We start from the raw sequence: 21642 nt of genomic DNA, 5'->3' as shown, positions 1-21642 counted from the left end.
GGGCGGCCGGTCAGCCGACGACCGACCCGGGCGTGACCCGGGTCGGCGCCGCCGCGTCGAGGGCCGCCTCCACCGCGACCTCCTCCACGCCGCGCAGCAGACGCTCCGCCTGCGCCTCGGTGAAACACGCGAAGTCGAAGATCACCTGGAGGTGGACGGTCTCCGGCTGGTCCTCGATCGTGATGAACGCCTGCTCGGGAAGGTGGTCCAGCGGGCCGTCCCAGACCAGGAACGTCTCGGCGGCCTTCCGCCGGATCGACTCCGCGGTCACCCGCTCGTCCCGGGCGTGGTCGTCCGCCGCCACCCGGGTGGTCACCCGCCGGTCGTTGATCCGGCAGGTGACGCGCGCCGGGTAGCCGCGCTCCGCGTCCAGCCGCGCCTCGGCCTCCGCGAGCTGCGTCGGGTCGTAGTAGGCGTACATGCCGGCGGCCATCGAGGCCCGCCGGGCGCGGGACACCACCTCGTCCACTGTGGCGTCGGCGGTGTCGACGGTCAGCACGCCGTTCTGGCTGAGCGGGGCGATCGCCTCGGCGAAGCCCGGCCGGAACCGGTTGCCCACGATGAGCTTCGCGGTGAGCGGGCTGACACCGGTGGCCCGGCCGATCGCGACGGCGATGACCGCGAGCAGGACGCGCGAGGTGTCCGTCCGGGTCCGTCGCGCCACGGCGCGCACCGCCAGGTACGCCGCGGGCGAGCTGAACCGGCCGTGCCAGTACCGGTGGCCCAGCCGGCCGCCGCCGGGCCGGGGCGGGCCGAACGTCAGCGGCGGGATCGACCGCAGGTGCGACGCCCAGTGGCGGACGGCCCGGTCGCTGACCCGCCGCAGCGGCGGCGTCTCCTCGCGTCGACCGAGGTCGAGGATCTGCACGGTACGCGGATCGTGGCCACGGCGGACGGCCGGCTCGGCCAGCCCGAGATCCGCCAGGAGCAGGGACGTGGCGGTCCCGTCCACCACCAGATGGTCGAAGGTCAGCACCCGGTGCGCCAGCGCGCCCCGGTGCCGGACCAACGCCATCCGCACCGACCAGTCGCGGTAGAGGTCGTAGGGGGCCAGCAGGCGGGCGTGGCCGAGCTGGTAGGCGAACGTCGCCACGTCGGCCGGGTCGGCGTCGTCCGGCACGTCCAGCACGTCGAGGACCGTCTCACCGGAGGCGGACACGACCTGGCACGGCCCACCCCGGTCGTCGGTGCCGAGCCGCATCCGCAGCGCCGGGTGCCGGGCCAGCAGGCCGGCCAGCTCCGCCGCCACCTGCTCGACCGTGACGCCCGCCGGCACCGGGAGCGCGCCGCTGACGTTGTGAGTCCAACCGGTCTCCCGCATGTCCCGCAGGATCGCCTTCTGGCCCCAGGTCAGGGGCGCGACGCCGGCCCCGGGGCCGGCGAACGGGACGGGGATCCGCACCTCGGCCGTCTGCGTGATCACCGGGCTATCAGAGCAATGCGCATCGGCGCGTGTCAACGTCCGGACGGACCGTTACGCTGCCGTCCATGCCGGACCGCGTACGCGTCTGCATCATCCCGGCCGGCGGGTCGCCGGACGAGCTGGCCCGGTGCCGGGCGCTGCTCGACCCGGACGAGCGGGCCCGCGCCGCCGCGCTCGGCACCCCGACGCTGCGGGACCGGTTCACGGTGGCGCACGGCGCGCTGCGTGCCCTCGCCGGGCGGGCGGTGGGCGTCCCACCCGGTGACCTCGCCTGGCGCCGGGGCCGGCACGGCAAGCCGATCCCGGCCGGGCCGGGCGTCGGGCCGCACACGAGCCTGTCGTACTCCGCCGGTCTGGTCGCGGTCGCGATCAGCCGGCACCGCCCGGTCGGGGTGGACATCGAGCACCTGCCGTCGGGCCGGGACCCGGTCGGACTGGCCGAGCGGTTCTTCCACCCGGCGGAGGCGCGGCACGTCGCCGCCGGGACCGACGCCGGGGAGCGGGCACTGCGGTTCACCCGGCTGTGGGTCCGCAAGGAGGCGGTGGTCAAGGCCGCCGGGGGCCGGCTCTGGCCCAATCTCGCGGTGCCGGTCCACCCGGGCGACGTGGTCGCGTGCGTCGAGCCGGCCGGGACGTACCGCCTCGCCGACCTGGTCACGCCGTCCGCGTACCGGATGGCGGTCGCGCTGCCCGGTGACGCGCCGTACGCGGTCGAGTCCTACCCGTTGACACTCGCCGATGTCCTTTGCTCTGATGAGTCCATGTTGGAGCGCATGATCGACCCACCGGCCTCCCGGTGCTAGAGCACGACACGTCGACCACGTCGCCGCTGCGCGACCAGGTGGTCGGCAGCCTCACGGCGTTGCTGGGCCGCATGCTCAAGCCGGACGCCCCGATCACCGAACGGACCCAGCTGATGGACGACCTCGGCCTCAGCTCCTCGCTCGCCCTGGAGCTGCTGCTGGAGCTGGAGGACGAGCTGGAGATCCAGATCGACGTGGAGGATCTGGACGAGGACCGGATGACCACCCTCGGCGACCTGGCGGACTACATCACCGCCAACTCCACCCCGCGTTGAGCACGGCGACCGGGCGCCCACCGGCCCTGAGCGTGGTGGTGCCCGCGCACAACAACGGCTCCGCGCTCGACGCGACGCTGCACTCGCTCACCCGGCAGACCCTGCCGCGTGACGACTTCGAGGTGATCGTCGGTGACGACGGCTCCACCGTCGCGCTGGGGCCGGTCGTGGACCGGTACCGCGACCGGCTGGCCGTCGACTACGTGCGCAGCGACGCCAACCGGGGGCGTAGCGCCAACCGCAACGCGGCGGCGGCGCGGGCCCGCGCCGACACGTTGATGTTCCTGGACGCCGACACGGTGGCGCATCCCGGGCTGTTGGAACGGCACCGGGACTTCCACGCCGACCGCGCCGGCCGGCCCCGGGTCCTGCTCGGCCAGCGCTACGACCTGGACTGGGCCGGCGCGGACGCGCTGCGCCGCGGTGAGCCGATCGTCCCGGCGATGCTGGACGCCGAACGCGGCGACCCGCGTCTGGAGGACACCGCCCACCCGCAGCGGATGCGCGACTTCCCGAGCGCGCCCTGGGTGCTCGGGCTGACCCACAACGCCTCGGTCGACCACGAGTCGTTCCGGCGGGTCGGCGGCTTCGACGAGGCCATGGTCAAGTGGGGCTTCGAGGACCTCGACTTCTTCTACCGCGTCTTCCACCTGCACGGGGCGCCGCCCGAACTGTTCCACCTCGACGTTAACGCGTGTTCCTATCACCTCCCCCACTTCCGGCGGACCACCAACGGGCTCGCCTCGATGGACAACATGAAGTACCTGCTGCGCAAGCACCTGCGCTACGACGTCGAGGCGCTGTACGCGATCAACACGTTCGGCCGGCACCTCGGTCGCATCCGCCTCTACGGCGACGCGATCGACGCGTACCGGCGGGCCGGGCTGGGCCGTCCGGCCGCGCTGCCCGGCACGCTCCGCGCCGAGCTGGCCGACCGCCGGGCGCTGGTGATCGGCAACGAGGTGTCCACCTTGGAGCTGGGCGCCGGCTCGCACACCTTCGACCACGCGGCGCCGCCCGGCGACACGAACTCGCACCTGCTCGGCACCGTGCTCCAACAGTTCCGGTCCGGCGCGCTGGACCTGATCGTCAACGTCGACCTGTGGCGCTGCCTGCTTCCCGACGACCTGCCGGCGTTCCTCACCCGAGGGCTGCTCAAGGCCGACCGGATCGAGCTGGTCGCCACCCACACCGACCTGGACCAGCGGGCGCTGCTGCCGGTGCCGCTCATCGCGGACCTCGACTACCTGGTAGACATGCTGCGCCCCCACTTCACCCTCACGGTGACGCCCCACGACACCGCCACCCAGCTCACCATCCGCTGACCCCCCGCCGCCCCCGCCACCCCCGCCGCGGGGGCCTCATTCACGGAAAGCGTGGCTATTCCGCCCCGGATAGCCACGCTTTCCGTGAATCAGCGCGCGGAGGGGGTGGGGGTGAGGGGGTGGGTGGGCTACGGGGTGGGGTGGGTCAGGACGAGGCTGACGTTGTGGCCGCCGAAGCCGAACGAGTTGGACAGGACGGCGTCCACCGCCGCCGGACGGGGCTGCTTGCGGATGTGGTCGACGTCGCCGCTCGGGTCCGGGTCGTCGAGGTTGTACGTGGGCGGCAGCAGGCCGCGCCGGAGCGCCTCGACGCCGATGGCCGCCTCGATGACGCCGGAGACGCCGAGCATGTGCCCGGTCACGCCCTTGGTCGAACTCAGCGGCGGCGGGTGCGCGCCGTAGACGTCGCGGAGCGCGGCCAGCTCGGCGGCGTCGCCGGCCTTGGTGCTGGTGCCGTGCGCGTTGACGTACCCGATGTCGTCGAGGTGCAGGCCGGCGTCGCGGACGGCCATCCGCATGCAGTGCGCCGCGCCGGAGCCGTCGGGCCGGGGGGTGGTCGGATGGTACGCGTCGTTCGTGGCGCCCCAGCCGAGCACGTCGGCGTGGCGGCGGGCACCCCGCGCGGCGGCGTGCGCGGTGCGCTCCAGCACCAGCACGCCGGCGCCCTCGCCGAGCACCAGACCGTTGCGGCGACGGTCGAACGGGCGGCTCGCGGCGGTCGGGTCGGCCCAGCCGTGGGCGAGCGCCCGGGCGTTGCCGAACGCGTCGGCGAACGTCGGGAACAGCGGCGCCTCGGCGCATCCGCACAGCACGACGTCCGCCTCGCCGGCGCGCAGGATGCGCAGCCCCTCCCCGACCGACTGGGCGCCGGCCGCGCACGCCGTGCCGATCGACGAGGTGTAGCCACGGATGCCGAACGTGATGGCGACCCGGGCCGCGGCCATGTTCGGCAGCGTGCCGGGCAGCATGTAGGGGCTGACGCCGAACCGGCCCCGCTCGGCGCGCCGCAGCACCTGGTCGGCCAGCGTGGAGAGCCCGCCGACGCCGGAGACGACGACCGCCACCCGGTACGGGTCGACGTCCTGACCGATGCGCAGGCCGGCGTCGGCCAACGCGTCCCCGGCCGCCCGCAACGCCATCACGATCGACCGGTCCACCACGCGGGACTCCGGGCCGGGCAGCACGGAGGCCGGGTCGATCGCCGGGGCGATCGCCGCGACGTCGACCACCCCGTGCACCGGATGGCCCTCCGGCGGCCGGGACAGCCCGGACCGGCCGTCGCACACGGCGTCGAACACCTCCGCGGCGGTCGAGCCGACCGGGCTCACCAGCCCGATGCCGGTGACCGTCGCGCCCTCGCGCACGCTCAGTGCGCCGAGGCCGGCTGGATGCGCTGGGCCACCGTCCGGGAGAACTCGCCGAGCGTCATCATCGCGAGCATCTCCGCCTCGTCGTCGTCGAACGCCACCCCGAACCGGTCCTCCACCCGGACCGCCAGCTCGGCGAGGCCGAGCGAGTCCACGTCGAGGCCGGCCGGACCGAAGACGGTGTCGTCGTCCACGTCGTCGACGTCGTACTTCATCTCGGTCAGGGCGGCGAGCAGGAACGCGCGGATCTCATCGGTCATGACCGGTGTGTCCTTTCCCCAGCGTGGCATCGACCTTACTCGATCGGGATGGTTTGGCAAGGACCGACCGGCCGGGCGGACGCCCGTTCCGCTTCGATATGTGGCGTACGGTGGATCAATGACCGATCTGGAGCCGATCGTCCGGCGCGTGTGCCTGGCGCTGCCCGAGGTCAGTGAACGCCTCAGTCACGGCACCCCGACGTGGTTCGTCCGGGGCCGGACGTCGTTCGCCTCGGTCTGGCCGGACGGGCACCACCGCGACGACTTCCCGCACCTGTGGTGCGCGGCGCCGGCGGGGGCCGCCGCCGAACTGGTCGCGGAGAACCCGCGCGTCTACTTCCGCCCGCCCTACGTCGGGCACCGCGGCTGGGTCGGCGTACGCCTCGACACCGGCGTGGACGAGGCCGAGTTGGCCGAGGTCCTCGTGGACGCGTACCGCTCGGTGGCGCCGGCGGCGCTGCTCGCCCGGCTCGACGGCCGCTGACGAGCGGTACGCGGCACCGGGCCCGCGAGGCCGCGCCGGCGGTCGCCGCCGCGCCGCCGGGCCCGGTGGCCGGCGGGGGTGCCGGCCTTCCGTCAGGACGACTGCCGGTCCGCCGGCCCATCGTCGATCGACGCCCTGAGCCGGCCGCCGTTGATGTCGGCGACGGCCTGCCGGAGCCGGCGCAGCACGCCGTCCACCTCACCGCCGGCGACCACCTCGCACTCCGCCACGTGGAACGCCTCGAACAGCCCAGCGACGTCCGAGGTGGACGGGATCAGGTCCCCGGTCATGCACTGGTCGTGGAACACGGCGGTCGAGGGGTCCGTCCGCCGCACCCGGTCCAGGGTGTTCCGCAGCGCCGGTGTGCGCGGCTGCGCCGCGTAGAGCGCCATCGCCAGGTCCGTCCGGGTCAGGTACTCGCCGATCAGATCCTGCGCGATGCTCTTGTTGGCGCTGGTGGACGACAGGTAGAAGCCGTGCACCGCGACCAGGGAGCGGGCGGGGGCGCCGCCCACGAACCCGGGTACGGCGGACACCGCCAGCTTGATGCCGGCCCGGCGGGCCTCACCGATCGCCCACGGCGCGCCCACGAGGTACGGGGTGCGGCCGGTCAGGAACAGCTCCATCGCGCGATCGCGGTCGATCGCCCGCTGGAGAATGCCCTCCCCCTGCTCGCCGAGCGCCCGCAGGCGGCGGAACGCCGCCGCACAGTCCTCGCCGGTCAGGGCGTCCGGATCCCACCCGCCTCCGGGCAGCCGGTGGAACAGCCGGCCACCGGCGCTGGTGAACAGCGGATAGACGTAGAACGCGTCGCCGTCGCCGACCTGCAACGCCACCGGCACCTCGGCCCGGCCCTCGGCGCAGACCTCGCGGCCGTGGGCGATCATCTCCTCGACCGTGGTGGGCGCGAGCGGGGCCAGGTCGAGATTGCGCAGGAGCCCGATGGAGTCACCGGCGTAGGGCACCCCGTAGAGCTGACCCTGGTAGGTCATCGCCTCGACGGCCCGGCCGGCGAACGCGGCGCGGCGGTGCGGGGTGAGCGCCACGGGGTCGATGACGTCCCGCCGTACCAGGCCGCCGATCCAGTCGTGCGGGCCGACCAGGATGTCCGGCGCCTGCCCCGACGCGACAGCGGTCAGGAAGGCACGTCGCAGCGTCTCGATCGGGCGGGTCTCGAACCGGACCCGGACCTGGTGCGAGGCGAGGAACTCGTCCGCGTAGCGGTCGAGCGTGTCCGTGCGTTGCGTGTCGGCCCAGATCACCAGGTCGGGGCGCACCTCGAACAGCCGGCCGTGCTGGTCCCGCATCCAGCGGTTGCCGGTCGAATCGCTGAAGGTCATCTCGACGCGGTAGTCGGCCGTCGCGTTCGGCGTCACGTCGCGGGCGCCGTTCACCTGGATCGGGTGGAACGACGGCCCCGGGCCGGGTGGGATGACCGGGAGGTCGAACCGCTCGTTGACGTCCGCGTCATGGACGTTGACCACCGCGAGATTGGCCTGGTACACCGGCGTCTCGGAGGCGTTGCGGACGAACGCGCCCCAGACGTCCCCACGACGCCCCCGGACGCTGCCCCACCAGGCCGAGACGAGCGCCGCCTGCGTACGCCGGACGAACTCGTGCCGCTGCTGGCGTTCCTGCTCGTTGACCCGGTCGCGGCCGAGCTCGATCCGGTAGGCGCGGCGCGCGGCGAGCGCGGCGAGCAACGCCAGGACGAGCGCGAACACGGTCGCCACCGCCGAGACCCAGGCGGCCAGTTCGTCGCTACGCAGCGCAACGGGAACGCTACTCATGTCTCGACGCTAACAAGCCGACGCGACGTCTCGATCACTCCGTCGGATGGACGTCCCGGCCCGCGCGGCCGGCCGGTGGCACGCCGAGGACCGCCGCGAGCCAGTCGGCGGACGTGTCCGCCCCGATCGCCGCCCGCAGCCGCCGCGTCTCGGACGAGCCGGACCCGGACGGCGGGTGATCCAACGCCTCCTTCATCGCGGTCGCCGTCGCGTCCACGTCGCAGGCGTCGAGCGACGAGACCAGCGGAGCCAGGTAGTCGTGGACCCCGGCCGTCCGGGACAACAGGATGGCCGAGGTCGCGCTGGCCAGCGCCGCCTCCTTGGCCACCAGGTTGAACCCGTCGTACGTCGGGTTGATCAGCACCACGTCCGCGAGCGCGAGCGCCGCGAGGGCGCGGTTGCGGGTGTCGGCGGCGTCGGTGGCATCCAGCACGGTGACCGGATCGGGGCCGTTCGGGCGGCGCCAGGTCTCGTTGATCCGGGCGACCGCGGCCCGACAGGCGGCCTCGTAGGCGACGTGACGGGGGGTCCGATACCTGGGGCGCGCGACGACCGCGAGCAGCCACACGTCGTCGGCCAGCCGGGGGTCGCGCCGCAGCAGCTCGTCGTACGCGGCGAACCCCCGGAGGTGGTTCTTCCACAGGTCGAGACGGTCGACCCGGACCACCGCCCGGCGACCGCCGGCCAGGCGGCGGAGGTCGTCGCGCCACGAACGCGTGCGCTCCGCCGCCGCGAGCGCCCGCACGGCACCGGCGTCGACCGGGAGGGGCACGGCCACCACCCGGGTACGGCCGCCGGGGTGGTCGATCGCCCCACCGACCGGGCTCGCCCCGGGAAGGTACCGCTCGCAGCAGCGCGTGAACGCCTCCGCCCATCGGGTCGCGTGGAACACGATCGTGTGGCAGGTCAGCAGGCTGTCCAGGATCTCCCGGCGGACCGCCGCCGGCAGCAGGCCGAAGTAGTCCGGTTCGCACCACGGCACCTGATGCGCGTATACGACACGGGGCCGGCCGGTCAGCATCCCCGGCACCAGCATGAGGTGGTAGTCGTTGACCAGGATGAGCGAATCGGGGTCCGCGGTGACCGACAGGCGGTCGGCGAAGGCCGCGTTCACCCGGCGGTAGCCCGTCCAGGCACGCCCGAGCCGGCTGTCGAACGCCGGCCCGCTGACGGTGTCGTGGAGATAGTGGAAGAGCCACAGCAGCAGCTCGATGGAGATCGTCTGGTAGTGGTCCCGCCGGTCCCGGTCGTCGACCGGTATCGGCCGCAGGCCGACCGGGCCGACCTCGGACGGCCACCCTGACTCGTCCCCGTCGGGCACCGGGAAAAGCCAGTCGCCGCCGTCGCGCAGCAGTGCGAGCAGGTGCGGCACGAGGCCGCCCGCGGCGCTCGCCCGGAGGGCGGTGTCCGTCGGCGAGGGACGCGCCGGGCCACTGTTGGAACAGGCGATCAGGCGCATGGTCGGGTCATCCGCGGGCGCCGAGCCGGTGGATGCCGCGAGCGGCGGCGGCCGGGTCGGCGGCACCGGTCAGGATGGACCCGGCCACGACGCCGTCGGCGCCGGCCGCCGCGATGTCCGCGACGGATGAGGTGCGGATGCCGCCGTCCACGTAGACCTCGGTGGCCGGTGCTCCGCCGCGCGCTCGGCAGGCGTCCGCAACCGTCTCGAGCGCGGCCGGGTCGAACGCCCGGCCCTTCACGCCGACGGGCGTCGCCATCACCAGCACGACCGACAGCGCCTCGACGAGGTCCAGGGCGTCGCGGGACGGTTCGTCCAGGCCGATCGCCACGCCGGCCCGCGCGCCCGCGCGGCGCACCGCGTCCACGGTCGCGGCGAGGTCGTCGCAGGCGGACGGATGCACGACGAGGGTGTCGGCGCCGGCATCGACGAACCGGGCCAGCCACCGGTCCGGCCGCGACACCATGAGGTGTGCCACGACGGGACGGTCGGTGAGTCGCCGGAGCGTCTGCACCGCGAGCGGCCCGAAGAGGAGGTCGTCGGCGAAGCGGCCGTCCATCACGTCGACATGGAACGAGTCGACGAGTGGCTGATAGATGCGCACCTCGTCGGCGACGCTCGCCTGGTCCATCGACCACAGAGAAAGCGATATCCGCATGTCACCATCCACTGGTGAAGTGTTGAGGATTCGACGAGCGTCAGTATATCGTGCACTTTCCGTCCCGGCGGGCAAAAGCGAAGGGCGAAGAATGGATCTTGCAACGTTGCTCGACAAGGGACCGGTGGTCCCGGCCTTCAATTTCAACGACCAGTTCGACCTGGCGGCCACGGTCGACGCACTCAACGCGGCGGCCCGCCCGGGAATTCTGATGATCTCGATGAACGCCTTGTCATTTACGGACATCGAGTTCCTCGCCGAGATCTTCGCCTTCCATCGCCGTCGCTCGACCCAGCCGCTCTTCGTCGAACTCGACCATTGCGCCGACGAGGCAACCCTGCTGCGGGCCGTCGACCTGAATTTCGACGTCGTGATGGCCGACTATTCCCACCTGCCCGTCCCGGACAACATCGAGAAGGTCGCCCGCATCGCGGAACTGGTGCGTGGGCGGCGGACCCTGCTGGAGGCCGCGCCCACGCCGATCCCGTCGGCGCCGACGGAGCTCACCTCGCCCGTCTCGCTCCGCGAGTTCGTCGGGCACACGGGCTGCGACATCGCCGCACCGCATCTGGGTACGCTGCACGGCTTCGCGCGCGACAAGCCCCCGATCGCCCGCGCGCGGGTGGAGGAGCTGGCGGCGTCCTCGCCCGTGCCGCTCGCCGCGCACGGCTGCGACTTCCTGGCTCCGCAGCAGCTGAAGACGCTCGTGGCCGCCGGCGTCCGGAAAGTCAACATCGGACCGCAGCTCCGCGTCGCCTGGTGCGCCGCGGAACGCGACGCCTGGGACGGGTGCGACCTGCGGCAGCCCGATCAGCGGCACGCGCACCGCGCGGCCGGCGAGGCGGTACGCGCCGAAGCCGAGGCGGTCCTCGCCGCGCTCTCCTGAACGTCCGGACGACGCGTGCTCAGGGACGACGACGCCCTCGGTCGGTCAGCGTGGCCAGCAGCGCGGCGTGGTCGGTCGTCCCGCGCATGTCCACCGCCCGGCGGCAGCAGATCGTGACGTCGCCGGTGGCGATGATCTGCTGCCGGGCGCCGTCGTCGATCCGCCGGTAGCCCGGCGGCACACACGACCGCACGTCGGGCACGCCGCCCTGGCGCAGGTTGAGGTCGCCGCCCAGCACCGTCGGCGCGTACCCGGCGTCGCGGCGGATCGCCGGCACCACCGCGCCGAGCAGCTGCGCGCACTGGGCCAGCGCGAGCGGGCCGCTGGTGTTCGCCAGGTGCGTGGTGCAGGCGTGCAGCACGGCGGCGGCGTGGACGCAGAGCCACACCCGCTCCTCGGGGTCGGCGAGATCCTGCGCCGGATACGTCCCGCGGTAGACGCCGGGCCGGGCGTCGCCCGCGTCGAGCCGGGCCAGCAGCCCGATCCCGTACGGCTGGTCGTTGTCGCAGCGGGTGGCGGCGCGGCTGGGGCGGTCGCCGGCGGGCTGGAAGGCGGCGACGACCCGGCCGGGACGGGTGGCGGCGAGGGCCCGCTCCAGGGTGTCCACGTCGTTACGGCAGATCTCGTTGAGCGTCACCACGTCGGGCAGCTCGGCGGCGATCACCTCGGCGGCCCGCCGGACGGATCCGCCGGTGTAGCAGCCGGCCCGCCCGCTGTTGCAGAGGTTCATCTGGAGCACCCGGAGGGTGCCCGGCCCGGTGCCGCCGGCGGTCGACGACCCGGCGGGCAGCCCGGCCACGACGAGCAGGAACACGACGGTCAGCACCCGGCGCGAACGCCGGGCGACGCGGGGTGCTGGCGACTCGGGCAGCGGAACTCCGGCGGGGTGGCGGTCCGGGTGGGGCGTCCGTGATCCTAACTGCCCGACCCGCGACGACGCCCGGCCCGCACCGTCGACGGCCGGCGCGACGTGGGCGGGGTTTCCGGTGGGGCGGTGGGCGGGCATGAATGCCGGCACCGGTGGGAGGAGTGACGGCAATGCTCGTGAGTGGTTATCTGGGCGCGGTGCTCATCGGCGCCCTCATCGGCCTGCTCGGTCGGCTGGTGCTGCCGGGCCGGCAGCGGATCGGCATCTTCGCCACGTTCGTCATCGGCGTCGGCGCGGCGGTGCTCGGCACCGTGGTCGCCCGCTGGGTCGGCATCGCCGACGACGCCCCGGTGCGGCTCTGGATGCTGCGGTGGGACTGGATCGTGCTCGCGTTGCAGGTCGGCTTCGCGGTCGTCGGCGTCGCGGCGGCGAACGCGCTCACCTTCACCCGGCTCGCCGGCGGCGACGAGGAACACCGCCGGCGGACCGCCCGCGGCAAGGCCGGGAGCTGATGCCGGCACCGGCCCGGATCCTGGTCTACGGCGTGTACGGCGCCGGCAAGTCCACGGCGGCGGCACGGTTGGCCGAGCGGCTGGGGCTGCCCTGGCGCCCGGTCGACGACCTGCTGTGGCAACCCGGCTGGGTCGAGGTGCCGGTCGCCGAGCAGCGCCGCCGGATCGAGGCGGTCTGCCGGGACGACCGGTGGATCCTGGACGGGGCGTACCACGGGTGGCGGGACGTGGTGCTGGCCCGCGCCGACCTGGTGGTGGGCCTGGACTATCCGCGGGCGCTCTCCTTCTGGCGGTTGCTGCGCCGCACCGCCGGCCGGCTGGTCAGCGGCGAGGAGATCTGCAACGGCAACCGCGAGTCGCTGCGCAGCGTGCTGTCCCGGGACTCGATCCTGGTGTGGCACGTGTCCGCGTTCGGTCGGGCCCGGCGGCGGATGCGGGCCTGGCGGGCGGACCCGGCCGGCCCGCCGGTGCTGCTGTTCCGCAGTCCGGCGGCCCTGGACCGCTGGTTGGCCGAGCTGCCGTCGTCGTTGCCCCGCTGAGCCGGCCGGCGACGGCTCGGAAGAGGCGTCCCCGGCCCGTGGCGAACCGGTGACGGATCTGGCGGTTGACCGTCACAGCGTGCGCTCCTACGCTCTGCCAAAAGCTTTTGCCAAAAGGTTTTGGCAACTCCTTCGGCAACCACCGCACGTCCCCCACCACGCGCCCCGGCGCGCGCCCCCACGCGCCCGAGGGACCCCTCGAACGGAGCAGACATGGCCCTTCCCGACTCCCGAACCACAGCCGGCGGCTGGCGCCGGCGCGGATTCCTCGGCCTGACCGCCGGCGCCGGCGCCGCCACGCTGCTGGGCACCGCCGCCTGCGGGGCCGGTGGCGCCAGCGGCGGCGGCGCGGGCGACGACAAGACGCTCACGCTCGCCTGCGAGGGCGGCGGCAAGACCGAACTCCAGCCCGTCGTGGACAAGTTCACGAAGGCCACCGGCGTCACCGTCACGCTCGTCGAACTCCCGTACGAGGGCCTGTTCAACCGGCTCACCAGCGAACTGTCCGGCGGCCGGCCGTCGTTCGACGTCTGCGCCGTCGACGCGGTCTGGATCCCGCTGCTCGCCGGCAAGCTCGCCCCGCTCGACGACCTCTTCACCGACGCGGTCAAGACCGACCTGTTCCCCGCGCTGGTCCAGGAGGCGCAGGCGGACGGGCACTTCATCGGCATGCCGGTCTGGACCAACAGCGAGATCCTGTTCTACCGCAAGGACCTCTTCGAGGACCCGAAGGAGAAGGCCGCCTTCGCGCGCAAGTACGGCTATCCGCTCGCCCCACCCACCACCTGGCAGCAGTTCACCGACATCGCGGTCTTCTTCACCCGGCCGGAGCAGAAGCTGTACGGCACCGACGTCAAGGGCGCGGTGGAGACCGAGTGGCTCGCCCACGTCCTCCAGGCCGGCTCGCCCGGCGTGGTGCTCGACGACAACGGCGGCGTCATCGTCGACAACGCCCAGCACGTCGCCGCGCTGGCGTTCTACGCCGACCTCAACAACAAGCACAAGGTCGCCCCCGCCGGGGCCGCGCAGACCGACTGGAACGCGGCGCAGAACCTGTTCAACCAGGGCCAGACCGCGATGACCCGGTTCTGGGCGCACGCGTACCGGCAGATCCCCGCCGACGCCAAGGTGGCCGGCAAGGTCGGCGCCGCGCCGATGGTCGGCGGCACCGCCGGCGTCGCCGGCATCCCCGGCCCGTGGTACCTGTCCGCGCCGAAGGGCGGCGCCAAGGCCGACCTCGCGAAGCAGTTCATCAAGGCGGCGTACGACGACAACGCGCTGAGCGTGGAGACCACGCTCGGCCTGGCCGCCCGCAAGTCCGCCTACCAGCAGTACGCCGCCAAGCCCGGCTACGAGTCGTTCGGCCCGCTGCTGGCCACACTCAACGCCGGCGCCACCCGGCCCCGGCCGGCCAGCCCGCACTGGCAGCGGATCGTGGACAGCGTGCTGGTGCCCACCATCCAGAAGGCGCTGACGCCGGGCGCGGACTACGCCGCGCTGCTCAAGGCCGCGCGTACCCAGATCGAGGGCATCGTCAAGTGAGCCCGACGGCGCAGGCGGCACCGCCGCGGACCGTGCCGGACGCGCCGGGTCCGGGCCGGCGGCGCACCCGCCGCGGGCTCTCCGACGCCCGGTACGCGACCCTGCTGGCCGCGCCGGCCGCGGTGGTGCTGCTCGCGCTGGTCGGCTGGCCGTTGGTGAAACTGGCAGTGGACAGCCTGTACACCGGGTCGGGGCTCGGCGACGGGCGCCGCTTCGCCGGGCTGGACAACTACCTGACCGCGCTCACCGATCCGGGCATCCGGGCGGCGGCCGGCCGGACGCTGGCGTACACGGTCATCGTGGTCACCGCCGAACTGGTGCTCGGCCTGGCGGTGGCGTTGCTGTTCCACCGGCTCGGGCCCCGGTCGCGGATCCTCCAGACCGTCTTCCTCTACCCGCTGATGATCGCTCCGGTGGTCGCCGGCCTGCTCTGGCGGTTCCTGATGATCGACAACGTCGGCATCGTCAACGAGCTGCTCACCCGCGTCGGCGTGCTGGCCGACCCGGGCGACGTGTCCTGGCTGAGCGACCCGGACCTGGTGCTCTTCTCGGTGGCGCTGCCCGACGTCTGGCTCACCACCTCGTTCATGACGCTGGTGCTCTACGCCGGCCTCCAGGCCATCCCGCCCGACCTCTACGAGGCGGCCCGGCTCGACGGCGCCCGCGGGTTGCGGCTGCTGGCCAGCGTGACGCTGCCGCTGCTGCGCCCGGTGATCGCGGTGGCGCTGATCATCCGGGGCGTGGACGCCGCGCGGGCGTTCGACGTGATCCTCATCCAGACCGACGGTGGCCCGCAGTCCGCCTCGGAGACGTTGAGCCTGACCATCTACAAGACCATGGTCAGCTACAACGACCCGGGCACGGCGGCCGCCACCAGCACCCTGTTCATGATCGTCATGATGCTGGTCGCGATGGTCGGGGTGCTGACCATCTGGCGGCCGGGACGGGAGTCCTGATGTCCCCCGCGCGGCTCGCCCGCCTCCGTACCGGACTGCTCTGGGCCGTCGCCGTCGCGGTCGTCGCGGTCTACGCGTTCCCCTTCGTCTACCTGGTGCTCACCTCGTTCAAGCCGGCCACCGACGCGGTCGCGGTGCCGCCGACCGTGCTGCCGCAACGCTTCAGCCTGGACAACTACCTCACCGCGCTGAACCGGCCCGGGGTCACCGCCTCGTTCGTCAACAGCGTCAGCACGGCGGTCATCGCCACCGTGCTGTCGATGACGCTGGCCGTCCCGGCGGCCTGGGGCATCACCCGCTACCGCAGCCGCGCCGGCCGGGTGCTGATGGCCGGCTCGCTGCTGGTCCGGATGGCGCCGGCGGTGGCGATCGGCATCCCACTTGTCACCATCCTCGGCGCGGCCGGGCTCACCGACACCCCGACCGGGCTCGCGCTGGCCCAGACCACGGTGGCGCTGCCGCTGTCGATCTGGCTGCTCAGCAGCTTCTTCGAGGGCGTGCCCCGGGAGATCGAGGAGGCCGCGTTGGTGGACGGCTGCGGCCGGTTCGGCGCGCTGCTGCGGGTCATCCTGCCGGTCGTCTCCGGCGGCGTGGCGGTCACCGCGATCTTCGCGTTCCTCGCCTCCTGGAACGAGTTCCTCTTCGCGCTGCTGCTCACCTCGGTACGCGCCCAGACCACCCCGATCGCCATCGCCAACTTCCAGAGCCAGTTCGGCCTCGACTGGGGGCCGATGACGGCGCTGGCCACGCTCTACTCCGTACCCGCTGTCGTGCTGACGCTGCTGCTGCAACGTCGGATCGTCGCCGGGCTCAGCCTCGGTGCGGTCAAGGGCTGACGCACCACCCACCCTCTGAAAGGAACCACCATGTCGTTCTGGCGACCCACCAGCCCGCTGGCGGGACTCACCCGGGTCAAGGCCGGCCGCTCCCGGCGCGAGTCGAGTTGGGACCGCACCGGCGGCAACCGCGACTTCGCGGTCGTCCCGCCCGGCGGGACGCACGTGCTGGCCGACATCACCGGCACCGGCGTCATCGAGCACATCTGGCTGACCACCCGCTGCTACTCGGAGAAGTACCTGCGCAAGCTGGTCATCGAGATGTACTGGGACGGCGAGGAGAACCCGAGCGTCCGTAGCCCGCTGGGTGACTTCTTCGGCGTCGGCCACGCCACCTGCACGCACTACGTGTCACTGCCGCTGAGCATGGTGTTCGGCCCGCGCCGCGGCCCCAAGGGCCCGTTCGCCGCCGCGATGAACTCGTACTTCCCGATGCCGTTCGGCAAGTCCGCGAAGATCGTCATCCGCAACGAGTCGGACAAGCCGATCGAGAACCTCTTCTACTACGTCGACTACGACCTGACCGACGAGGCGAAGCCGGACGACGTGGCCTACTTCCACGCCTACTACCGGCAGGAGAAGCCCTGCGTGCCGGTGCCGAACGGGCTCGCCCCGGGCGAGGTGCCGAACCCGTGGGACCTGCCGGGCGTCAACCTGACCGGCGACGACAACTACGTCATCCTGGACACCGACGGCGGCGCCGGCCACTACGTGGGCTGCGTGCTCAGCATCGACAACCACAACGCCTCCAACCAGCCGTACACCTGGCCGGGCGAGGGCGACGACATGATCTTCATCGACGGGGAGCAGTGGCCGCCGTCGCTGCACGGCACCGGCACCGAGGACTACTTCAACGCGGCCTGGGGCTTTCCCAGCGGCGCGTACGCCGGGCCGTACCACGGCATCAGCCTGGCCAGCAGCCCGCAGGAACACTTCGGCCTGTGGAGCATGTACCGGTTCCACATCGAGGACCCGGTGCGCTTCTCGACGTCGATCAAGGTGACGATCGAGCACGGGCACGCCAACGACCAGGGCAACGACTTCTCCTCGGTGGCCTACTGGTATCAGCACCACCCGCACAAGCCGCTGCCGGAGCTGCCGCCGGTGGCCGAGCGGCTCCCCCGCCGCTGGCCGGAACACGGCCTGTGGGACGAGTGACCGGTCCGATACCGTTGCCCAGCCGTCCACACCGGACGGGCGGGCACCCGCGAGCACTGCGATGGTGAGCTGATGGGACCGAAGGCGAGCATCCGGGACGTCGCCGCGGCGGCGGGCGTCTCGGTGACCACCGTGTCCCACGTGCTCAACAACAAGTCCGGCACCCGGGTCAGCCCGGAGACCCGCGAACGCGTTGAGACGGCCGCCCGCCGGCTCGGCTACGCGGCGAACGGACTGGCCCGGGGGCTGCGGCTGCAACGCTCGCAGACCCTCGGCCTGCTGGGCGACGAGATCGCCACCACCCCGTACGCGGGGCGGATGATCCTCGGCGCGCAGGAGGCCGCCTCGGCCCGCGGCTGGCTGCTCATGCTGCTCACCACCGGGCGCGACCCGGAGGTGGAACAGCGGGAGATCCAGGCGCTGGCCCGGCACCGGGTCGACGGCGTGCTCTACGCGACCATGTACCACCGGGTCGTGCGGGTGCCCGCGGAACTGCACCCGATGCCGGTGGTGCTGCTGGACGCCACCGACGCCGACGCGGCGTACCCCTCGGTCGTGCCGGACGAACGCGGCGGCGGGCAGGTGGCCGTCCGGGAGCTGCTCGCCCACGGGCACCGTCGGATCGGCTTCGTCACCAACGTCGACGACATCCCCGCCACCCACGGCCGGCTCCAGGGCTACCAGGAGGCGCTGCGGGAGGCGGGGGTGCCGTTCCGGCCCGAGCTGGTGCTCGCCGAGATCTCCGACACCCACGGCGGGCACCGGGCCGCCCGCGCGCTGCTGGAGCGCCCCGACCGGCCCACCGCCCTGTTCTGCTTCAACGACCGGATGGCGATGGGCGCCTACCGGGCGGCGAGCGAGCTGGGGCTGCGGGTCCCGACCGACCTGTCGGTGATCGGCTTCGACAACCAGGAGCTGATCGCCGAGGGGTTGCACCCCGGTCTCAGCACGGTCGCGCTCCCGCACTACGAGATGGGGGCCTGGGCGGTCACCACCATGGTGGAGCTGCTCGACCAGCCCAAGGGGGCCCGCCGACGGGCCACCCGGCAGATGGTCATGCCCTGCCCGCTGGTCCGCCGCGAGTCGGTCGCCGCCGCCCCGCACTGACCCCGCGTCCCGTCGCCTCCCCCGGCGGCGGCACCGATCACCCGCCGCGCCCCGCGTGGCGGCCCGACGCCACCCGCGACCCCGTACCCCCGGGGCCGCCGCACACCCCCGGGCGCCGCCACCGCGGCGCGACGCACCGCCGCCGCACCGGCGGCCGACGGCAAAGGACCCCCCTCGTGCTACGACTGCCCGACGCCTGGATCTGGGACTTCTGGTTCGCCCACGACGGCGACACCCACCACCTGTTCTTCCTGCGTGCCTCCCGGGCGCTGGGCGACCCGGACCGGCGGCACTTCCGGGCGAGCGTCGGCCACGCCGTCTCCACCGACCTGCGCACCTGGACCCAGCTCGCCGACGCGCTGGTGCCGGCGGACCGGCCGGCGTTCGACGACGTCGCCACCTGGACCGGTTCCGTGCTGCGCGGCCCGGACGGGCGCTGGCACATGTTCTACACCGGCGCCGGCAGCGCCGAGAACGCCCTCGTGCAGCGGATCGGCCTGGCCAGCTCCGGCGACCTGGTCACCTGGGAGCGGCACCCGGCGTCGCCGGTGCTCACCGCCGCCGGCCGCTGGTACGAGCGGTTCGGCGACTCCACCTGGGCCGACGAGGCCTGGCGGGACCCGTGGGTGTTCGCCGACCCGGACGGCGACGGCTGGCACATGCTGCTCACCGCCCGCGCCAACTCCGGTCCGGTCGACGACCGGGGCGTCATCGCCCACGCCCGCTCGCACGACCTGGTGCACTGGACCGCGCAGCCCCCGGTCACCGCGCCCGGCAGCGGCTTCGGCCACCTGGAGGTGCCGCAGGTCGAGGTGGTCGACGGTCGACCGTTGCTGATCTTCTCCTGCCTCCACGACCAGCTCGCCGAACGCTGCCGCGACGCCCGTCCCTGCGGGGTGTGGGCGGTGCCGGGTGAGTCGCTGCTCGGCCCGTTCGACGCCGCGAAGGCGCAGCGCCTGACCGACGACAGTCTCTACAGCGGACGCCTGGTCCGCGACGGCGACGGCCGGTGGCAGCTGCTGGCCTTCCTCAACCACGACGACCGGGGCCGCTTCGTCGGTGAGCTCAGCGACCCGATCCCGGTGCGGGTCGAGCCGGACGGCACCGTCCGGCTCGGCGACGCCGCGCCCGGTACGCCGTACTCGGTGCACGGCCGCCGCGCGGTCGCCCCGGCCGACGGCACCGGCGCGGAGGCCTGAGCCGTGCTGACCGTGCTCGGTGAGGCAGTGGTGGACCTCGCCCCGGCCGGCGGGGACGACCGGTTCACCGCCCACCCCGGCGGCAGCCCGCTGAACGTCGCGGTGGGGCTGGCCCGGCTGGGCCGGCCGACCGCGATGCTGGCCCGCTTCTCCGGTACCGCGTTCGGGCGACGGCTGCGCGCCCACGCCGAGACCAACGGCGTCGACCTGACCCACGCCGTCACCGACGACCGGCCGGCGACGCTGGCCGTCGTCTCACCCGGCGCCACCGGGGCGACCGGCTACGACTTCCATCTCGACGGCGCCGCCGACTGGCAGTGGAGCGCGGCGGAGCTGGCCACGCTGCCGGCCGGCACCACAGTGCTGCACACCGGATCACTGGCCGTCCTGCTGCCCCCGGGCGCGGACCGGATCGCCGACCTCCTGGCCCGCACCCACGCCGAGGGTCGGGTGCTGATCAGCCTGGACCCGAACGTCCGGCCGGCGATGCTCACCGATCCGGACGCCGCGCGGGACCGGCTGCTCGCCCTGGCCCGGTACGCGCACCTGGTGAAGGCCAGCGACGAGGACCTGGGCTGGCTCTTCCCCGGCGCGGACGTCGAGGAGGCCGCCGTGGCGCTGGGTCGCCTCGGCGTGGCGCTGGTCGTGGTGACGCGGGGCGCCGCCGGCGCGTACGCCCGCACCGGCGGCGGCCTCGACGTGACGTGCCCGGCCGAGCGGGTGGCGGTGGTGGACACCGTCGGCGCGGGCGACGCGTTCACCGCCGGCCTGCTCGACGCGCTGGTCGAGGCCGGCGCGGCCACGCCGGACGCGGTACGTGGATGGGACGAGGCCCGGCTGCGCGCGGCGCTCGGCCACGCCACCCGGGTCGCGGCGCTCACCTGCACCCGGCCCGGGGCGGATCCGCCGCGCCGGGCCGAGCTGGCCGGGACGCCGCCGAACCCGGGCTGATCGTCCACCACCGCCGCCACCGGTGACGCCGTCACCCGCAGGTGTCGATCAGATCGGGAAGTGGCCGCGACGCCAGCGCCAGTGGCCACCGGCCCGCAGGTGGTCGACGGCCGCCCGCTGGAGCGCGGTGCGGCGCTCCAGCCGGTCGAGCGGCGTGGTCAGGGTGCGGAACACGAACCGCAGCACCTCGACGTCGGCGTCGATGCCCTCCGGATCCTCGTAGGGCTCCAACTCGAACCGCCGCTGGAACCGGATGATGTTGGAATCCTCGGGGAGGTATTCCCGTAGCTGGGGGTCGAGCAGCCAGGAGCCGCAGGAGAACTCGGTGTGGCGCTCGTCGGGAAAGTGGCGCGGAAAGAACGCCCGCGCCTGGTCGAGCGACGCGTCGATGGCCGCCGGGCTCAGCGGCCCCGCCTCGGGGATGTGCAGGCCGATGGTGTCGCCCCGCTGGTGCTGGAGCCGGCCCAGCTCGTAGAGCGCGCCGCGGGTGTGCAGCGTCAGCCAGCTCTGCATGACCGGCCAGCCCTCGCCGGCCATCCGCCGGTCGATCGCCAGGTTACGGCCCAGGTCGGCGAGGGTCGCCCGGGTCACCGCGTCGGCGATGCCGTGGTCGCGGTGGTATGCCGTGACCACGCCGACCAGGGCCAGGTAGGCGTACACGTAGAGGTGCCGCCAGGCGGGGCCCCGCTCCCGCGGCAACGCCGGGCCCGGCGGCAGCCAGTCGACGCCCCCGAGGTCGGCGCGGACCAGGGCGATCGAGCGGTCGAGCAGCCAGCGCAGCTCCGGGGTCCACAGCGGGGAGCCGGCGTCGGGCCAGCCCGCCATGATCTCGGCGGCGTCGTCCGGGCGTACCCCGAGCCGGTCGAGGATCGCGGGCGCGTCGGCCCTGGGCGGCAGCGGCGCCGACGGCCGGTCGCCGGCGAGCCTGTGCACGCGCGCGATGTCCTCGACCGGCACTCCGAGCCGGACGGCGGTGTCCTCCAGATCCACGCGGACGACCCTACCGACGGGGTGGCCGCCGGGACAGGCCCGGGGCGGGCCGCTCGGTCAGGCCGGCTCCGGCACGCCGCCGGGCTCCCCGTCGTCGGGCATCGGCTCGACCGGCGCCTCCGGCAGGTCGTCCGGCGTGTCCGGGAGCAGTTCCCCGGGGTCGTCCGGCACGTCCTCGCGCGGGTCGATCGGTGGGTACAGCTCGGGATCGAGGTCGGGATTCGTCATCGGCCAAGTATCCGACGACATCGCCC

At 73.6% G+C, this 21642-nt stretch carries 23 protein-coding genes; 14 read left to right on the top strand and 9 right to left on the bottom strand.

Annotated elements, in window-relative coordinates:
- Positions 1-10: 10 nt before the first annotated feature.
- On the bottom strand, positions 11-1423 hold the full coding sequence (locus ACH495_RS11010) for a condensation domain-containing protein (protein ID WP_396857538.1): 1413 nt from the start codon (positions 1421-1423) through the stop codon (positions 11-13).
- 65 nt (positions 1424-1488) lie between these two features.
- Between ACH495_RS11010 and ACH495_RS11005 the strand changes: the two genes are divergently transcribed.
- The 3 genes from ACH495_RS11005 to ACH495_RS10995 are packed head-to-tail and all read left to right on the top strand — an operon-like array spanning position 1489 to position 3826.
- Positions 1489-2226: a 4'-phosphopantetheinyl transferase family protein gene (locus ACH495_RS11005; RefSeq protein ID WP_396857537.1), complete on the top strand. Its 738-nt coding sequence runs from the start codon at positions 1489-1491 to the stop codon at positions 2224-2226.
- On the top strand, positions 2220-2501 hold the full coding sequence (locus tag ACH495_RS11000) for a phosphopantetheine-binding protein (protein WP_396857536.1): 282 nt from the start codon (positions 2220-2222) through the stop codon (positions 2499-2501). Before ACH495_RS11005 ends, ACH495_RS11000 begins: the two co-directional genes overlap by 7 nt.
- A complete protein-coding gene (locus tag ACH495_RS10995) occupies positions 2498-3826 on the top strand; it encodes a glycosyltransferase family 2 protein (protein ID WP_396857535.1) in 1329 nt (442 codons plus the stop codon). Before ACH495_RS11000 ends, ACH495_RS10995 begins: the two co-directional genes overlap by 4 nt.
- A 128-nt stretch (positions 3827-3954) precedes the next feature.
- On the opposite strand, the gene ACH495_RS10990 is transcribed toward ACH495_RS10995, so the two are convergent.
- A complete protein-coding gene (locus ACH495_RS10990; RefSeq protein WP_396858035.1) occupies positions 3955-5196 on the bottom strand; it encodes a beta-ketoacyl-[acyl-carrier-protein] synthase family protein in 1242 nt (413 codons plus the stop codon).
- Positions 5193-5453, bottom strand: coding sequence for an acyl carrier protein (locus ACH495_RS10985; RefSeq protein WP_107155127.1), 261 nt, complete (start codon positions 5451-5453; stop codon positions 5193-5195). The genes ACH495_RS10990 and ACH495_RS10985 overlap by 4 nt, the downstream gene beginning before the upstream one ends.
- 118 nt (positions 5454-5571) lie before the next feature.
- Here ACH495_RS10985 and ACH495_RS10980 point away from each other — a divergent pair, with 118 nt between their 5' ends.
- Positions 5572-5937, top strand: a complete 366-nt coding sequence (locus ACH495_RS10980) for an MmcQ/YjbR family DNA-binding protein (RefSeq protein WP_396857534.1) — start codon at positions 5572-5574, stop codon at positions 5935-5937.
- 92 nt (positions 5938-6029) lie between these two features.
- Here the strand turns inward: ACH495_RS10980 and ACH495_RS10975 are convergent, their stop codons facing one another.
- From ACH495_RS10975 to ACH495_RS10965, 3 genes are read right to left on the bottom strand one after another with little or no spacing between them, the layout of a single operon-like run.
- On the bottom strand, positions 6030-7727 hold the full coding sequence (locus ACH495_RS10975; RefSeq protein WP_396857533.1) for an extracellular solute-binding protein: 1698 nt from the start codon (positions 7725-7727) through the stop codon (positions 6030-6032).
- A gap of 34 nt (positions 7728-7761) precedes the next feature.
- The gene (locus ACH495_RS10970) at positions 7762-9186 is read right to left on the bottom strand and encodes a trehalose-6-phosphate synthase (protein WP_396857532.1); all 1425 of its coding nucleotides are present in this window, start codon (positions 9184-9186) and stop codon (positions 7762-7764) included.
- Positions 9187-9193: 7 nt separating this feature from the next.
- Positions 9194-9844, bottom strand: a complete 651-nt coding sequence (locus ACH495_RS10965) for a ribulose-phosphate 3-epimerase (RefSeq protein ID WP_396857531.1) — start codon at positions 9842-9844, stop codon at positions 9194-9196.
- Between the two features lie 91 nt (positions 9845-9935).
- Here ACH495_RS10965 and ACH495_RS10960 point away from each other — a divergent pair, with 91 nt between their 5' ends.
- On the top strand, positions 9936-10730 hold the full coding sequence (locus ACH495_RS10960) for a class II fructose-bisphosphate aldolase (protein ID WP_396857530.1): 795 nt from the start codon (positions 9936-9938) through the stop codon (positions 10728-10730).
- Between the two features lie 19 nt (positions 10731-10749).
- Here the strand turns inward: ACH495_RS10960 and ACH495_RS10955 are convergent, their stop codons facing one another.
- Positions 10750-11556 (bottom strand): endonuclease/exonuclease/phosphatase family protein, encoded by an 807-nt coding sequence (locus ACH495_RS10955; RefSeq protein ID WP_396857529.1) that lies wholly within the window; start codon positions 11554-11556, stop codon positions 10750-10752.
- A gap of 212 nt (positions 11557-11768) precedes the next feature.
- Here ACH495_RS10955 and ACH495_RS10950 point away from each other — a divergent pair, with 212 nt between their 5' ends.
- From ACH495_RS10950 to ACH495_RS10910, 9 genes are all read left to right on the top strand, one after another.
- Entirely contained in the window at positions 11769-12110 is a 342-nt protein-coding gene (locus tag ACH495_RS10950) for a GlsB/YeaQ/YmgE family stress response membrane protein (protein WP_396857528.1), read from the top strand.
- On the top strand, positions 12110-12649 hold the full coding sequence (locus tag ACH495_RS10945) for an adenylate kinase (RefSeq protein ID WP_396857527.1): 540 nt from the start codon (positions 12110-12112) through the stop codon (positions 12647-12649). Before ACH495_RS10950 ends, ACH495_RS10945 begins: the two co-directional genes overlap by 1 nt.
- Positions 12650-12862: 213 nt before the next feature.
- Positions 12863-14191: an ABC transporter substrate-binding protein gene (locus ACH495_RS10940; protein WP_396857526.1), complete on the top strand. Its 1329-nt coding sequence runs from the start codon at positions 12863-12865 to the stop codon at positions 14189-14191.
- Positions 14188-15147, top strand: a complete 960-nt coding sequence (locus tag ACH495_RS10935; RefSeq protein ID WP_396857525.1) for a carbohydrate ABC transporter permease — start codon at positions 14188-14190, stop codon at positions 15145-15147. Before ACH495_RS10940 ends, ACH495_RS10935 begins: the two co-directional genes overlap by 4 nt.
- Positions 15147-15983 carry a carbohydrate ABC transporter permease gene (locus ACH495_RS10930; RefSeq protein WP_396857524.1) on the top strand — a complete coding sequence of 279 codons (837 nt, stop codon included), beginning with the start codon at positions 15147-15149 and terminating at the stop codon, positions 15981-15983. Before ACH495_RS10935 ends, ACH495_RS10930 begins: the two co-directional genes overlap by 1 nt.
- A 30-nt stretch (positions 15984-16013) precedes the next feature.
- Positions 16014-17141, top strand: coding sequence for a glycoside hydrolase family 172 protein (locus ACH495_RS10925; RefSeq protein ID WP_396857523.1), 1128 nt, complete (start codon positions 16014-16016; stop codon positions 17139-17141).
- Between the two features lie 72 nt (positions 17142-17213).
- Positions 17214-18248: a LacI family DNA-binding transcriptional regulator gene (locus tag ACH495_RS10920; RefSeq protein ID WP_396857522.1), complete on the top strand. Its 1035-nt coding sequence runs from the start codon at positions 17214-17216 to the stop codon at positions 18246-18248.
- Positions 18249-18424: 176 nt separating this feature from the next.
- Entirely contained in the window at positions 18425-19447 is a 1023-nt protein-coding gene (locus ACH495_RS10915; protein WP_396857521.1) for a glycosyl hydrolase family 32, read from the top strand.
- Positions 19448-19450: 3 nt separating this feature from the next.
- The gene (locus ACH495_RS10910; protein WP_396857520.1) at positions 19451-20398 is read left to right on the top strand and encodes a carbohydrate kinase; all 948 of its coding nucleotides are present in this window, start codon (positions 19451-19453) and stop codon (positions 20396-20398) included.
- A gap of 48 nt (positions 20399-20446) precedes the next feature.
- Here ACH495_RS10910 and ACH495_RS10905 read toward each other — a convergent pair whose 3' ends face one another.
- Both ACH495_RS10905 and ACH495_RS10900 read right to left on the bottom strand, forming a co-directional pair.
- On the bottom strand, positions 20447-21388 hold the full coding sequence (locus tag ACH495_RS10905) for an acyltransferase domain-containing protein (protein WP_396857519.1): 942 nt from the start codon (positions 21386-21388) through the stop codon (positions 20447-20449).
- 57 nt (positions 21389-21445) lie between these two features.
- On the bottom strand, positions 21446-21616 hold the full coding sequence (locus ACH495_RS10900; protein WP_396857518.1) for a hypothetical protein: 171 nt from the start codon (positions 21614-21616) through the stop codon (positions 21446-21448).
- Between the last annotated feature and the right edge of the window lie 26 nt (positions 21617-21642).

The sequence above is a fragment of the Micromonospora sp. NPDC018662 genome, assembly GCF_044391475.1.
Lineage (GTDB): Bacteria > Actinomycetota > Actinomycetes > Mycobacteriales > Micromonosporaceae > Micromonospora.
This window is presented reverse-complemented; position numbering and strand designations above follow the sequence as displayed.

Bases quoted from the DNA above. Each gene is read 5' to 3' on its own strand.
- ACH495_RS10920 (WP_396857522.1), top strand. From the start codon at position 17,214: ATGGGACCGAAGGCGAGCATCCGGGACGTCGCCGCGGCGGCGGGCGTC.
- ACH495_RS10940 (WP_396857526.1), top strand. From the start codon at position 12,863: ATGGCCCTTCCCGACTCCCGAACCACAGCCGGCGGCTGGCGCCGGCGC.
- ACH495_RS10945 (WP_396857527.1), top strand. From the start codon at position 12,110: ATGCCGGCACCGGCCCGGATCCTGGTCTACGGCGTGTACGGCGCCGGC.
- ACH495_RS11005 (WP_396857537.1), top strand. From the start codon at position 1,489: ATGCCGGACCGCGTACGCGTCTGCATCATCCCGGCCGGCGGGTCGCCG.
- ACH495_RS10950 (WP_396857528.1), top strand. From the start codon at position 11,769: ATGCTCGTGAGTGGTTATCTGGGCGCGGTGCTCATCGGCGCCCTCATC.
- ACH495_RS10900 (WP_396857518.1), bottom strand. From the start codon at position 21,616: ATGACGAATCCCGACCTCGATCCCGAGCTGTACCCACCGATCGACCCG.
- ACH495_RS10960 (WP_396857530.1), top strand. From the start codon at position 9,936: ATGGATCTTGCAACGTTGCTCGACAAGGGACCGGTGGTCCCGGCCTTC.
- ACH495_RS10930 (WP_396857524.1), top strand. From the start codon at position 15,147: ATGTCCCCCGCGCGGCTCGCCCGCCTCCGTACCGGACTGCTCTGGGCC.
- ACH495_RS10985 (WP_107155127.1), bottom strand. From the start codon at position 5,453: ATGACCGATGAGATCCGCGCGTTCCTGCTCGCCGCCCTGACCGAGATG.
- ACH495_RS10925 (WP_396857523.1), top strand. From the start codon at position 16,014: ATGTCGTTCTGGCGACCCACCAGCCCGCTGGCGGGACTCACCCGGGTC.
- ACH495_RS10980 (WP_396857534.1), top strand. From the start codon at position 5,572: ATGACCGATCTGGAGCCGATCGTCCGGCGCGTGTGCCTGGCGCTGCCC.
- ACH495_RS10965 (WP_396857531.1), bottom strand. From the start codon at position 9,844: ATGCGGATATCGCTTTCTCTGTGGTCGATGGACCAGGCGAGCGTCGCC.
- ACH495_RS10970 (WP_396857532.1), bottom strand. From the start codon at position 9,186: ATGCGCCTGATCGCCTGTTCCAACAGTGGCCCGGCGCGTCCCTCGCCG.
- ACH495_RS10975 (WP_396857533.1), bottom strand. From the start codon at position 7,727: ATGAGTAGCGTTCCCGTTGCGCTGCGTAGCGACGAACTGGCCGCCTGG.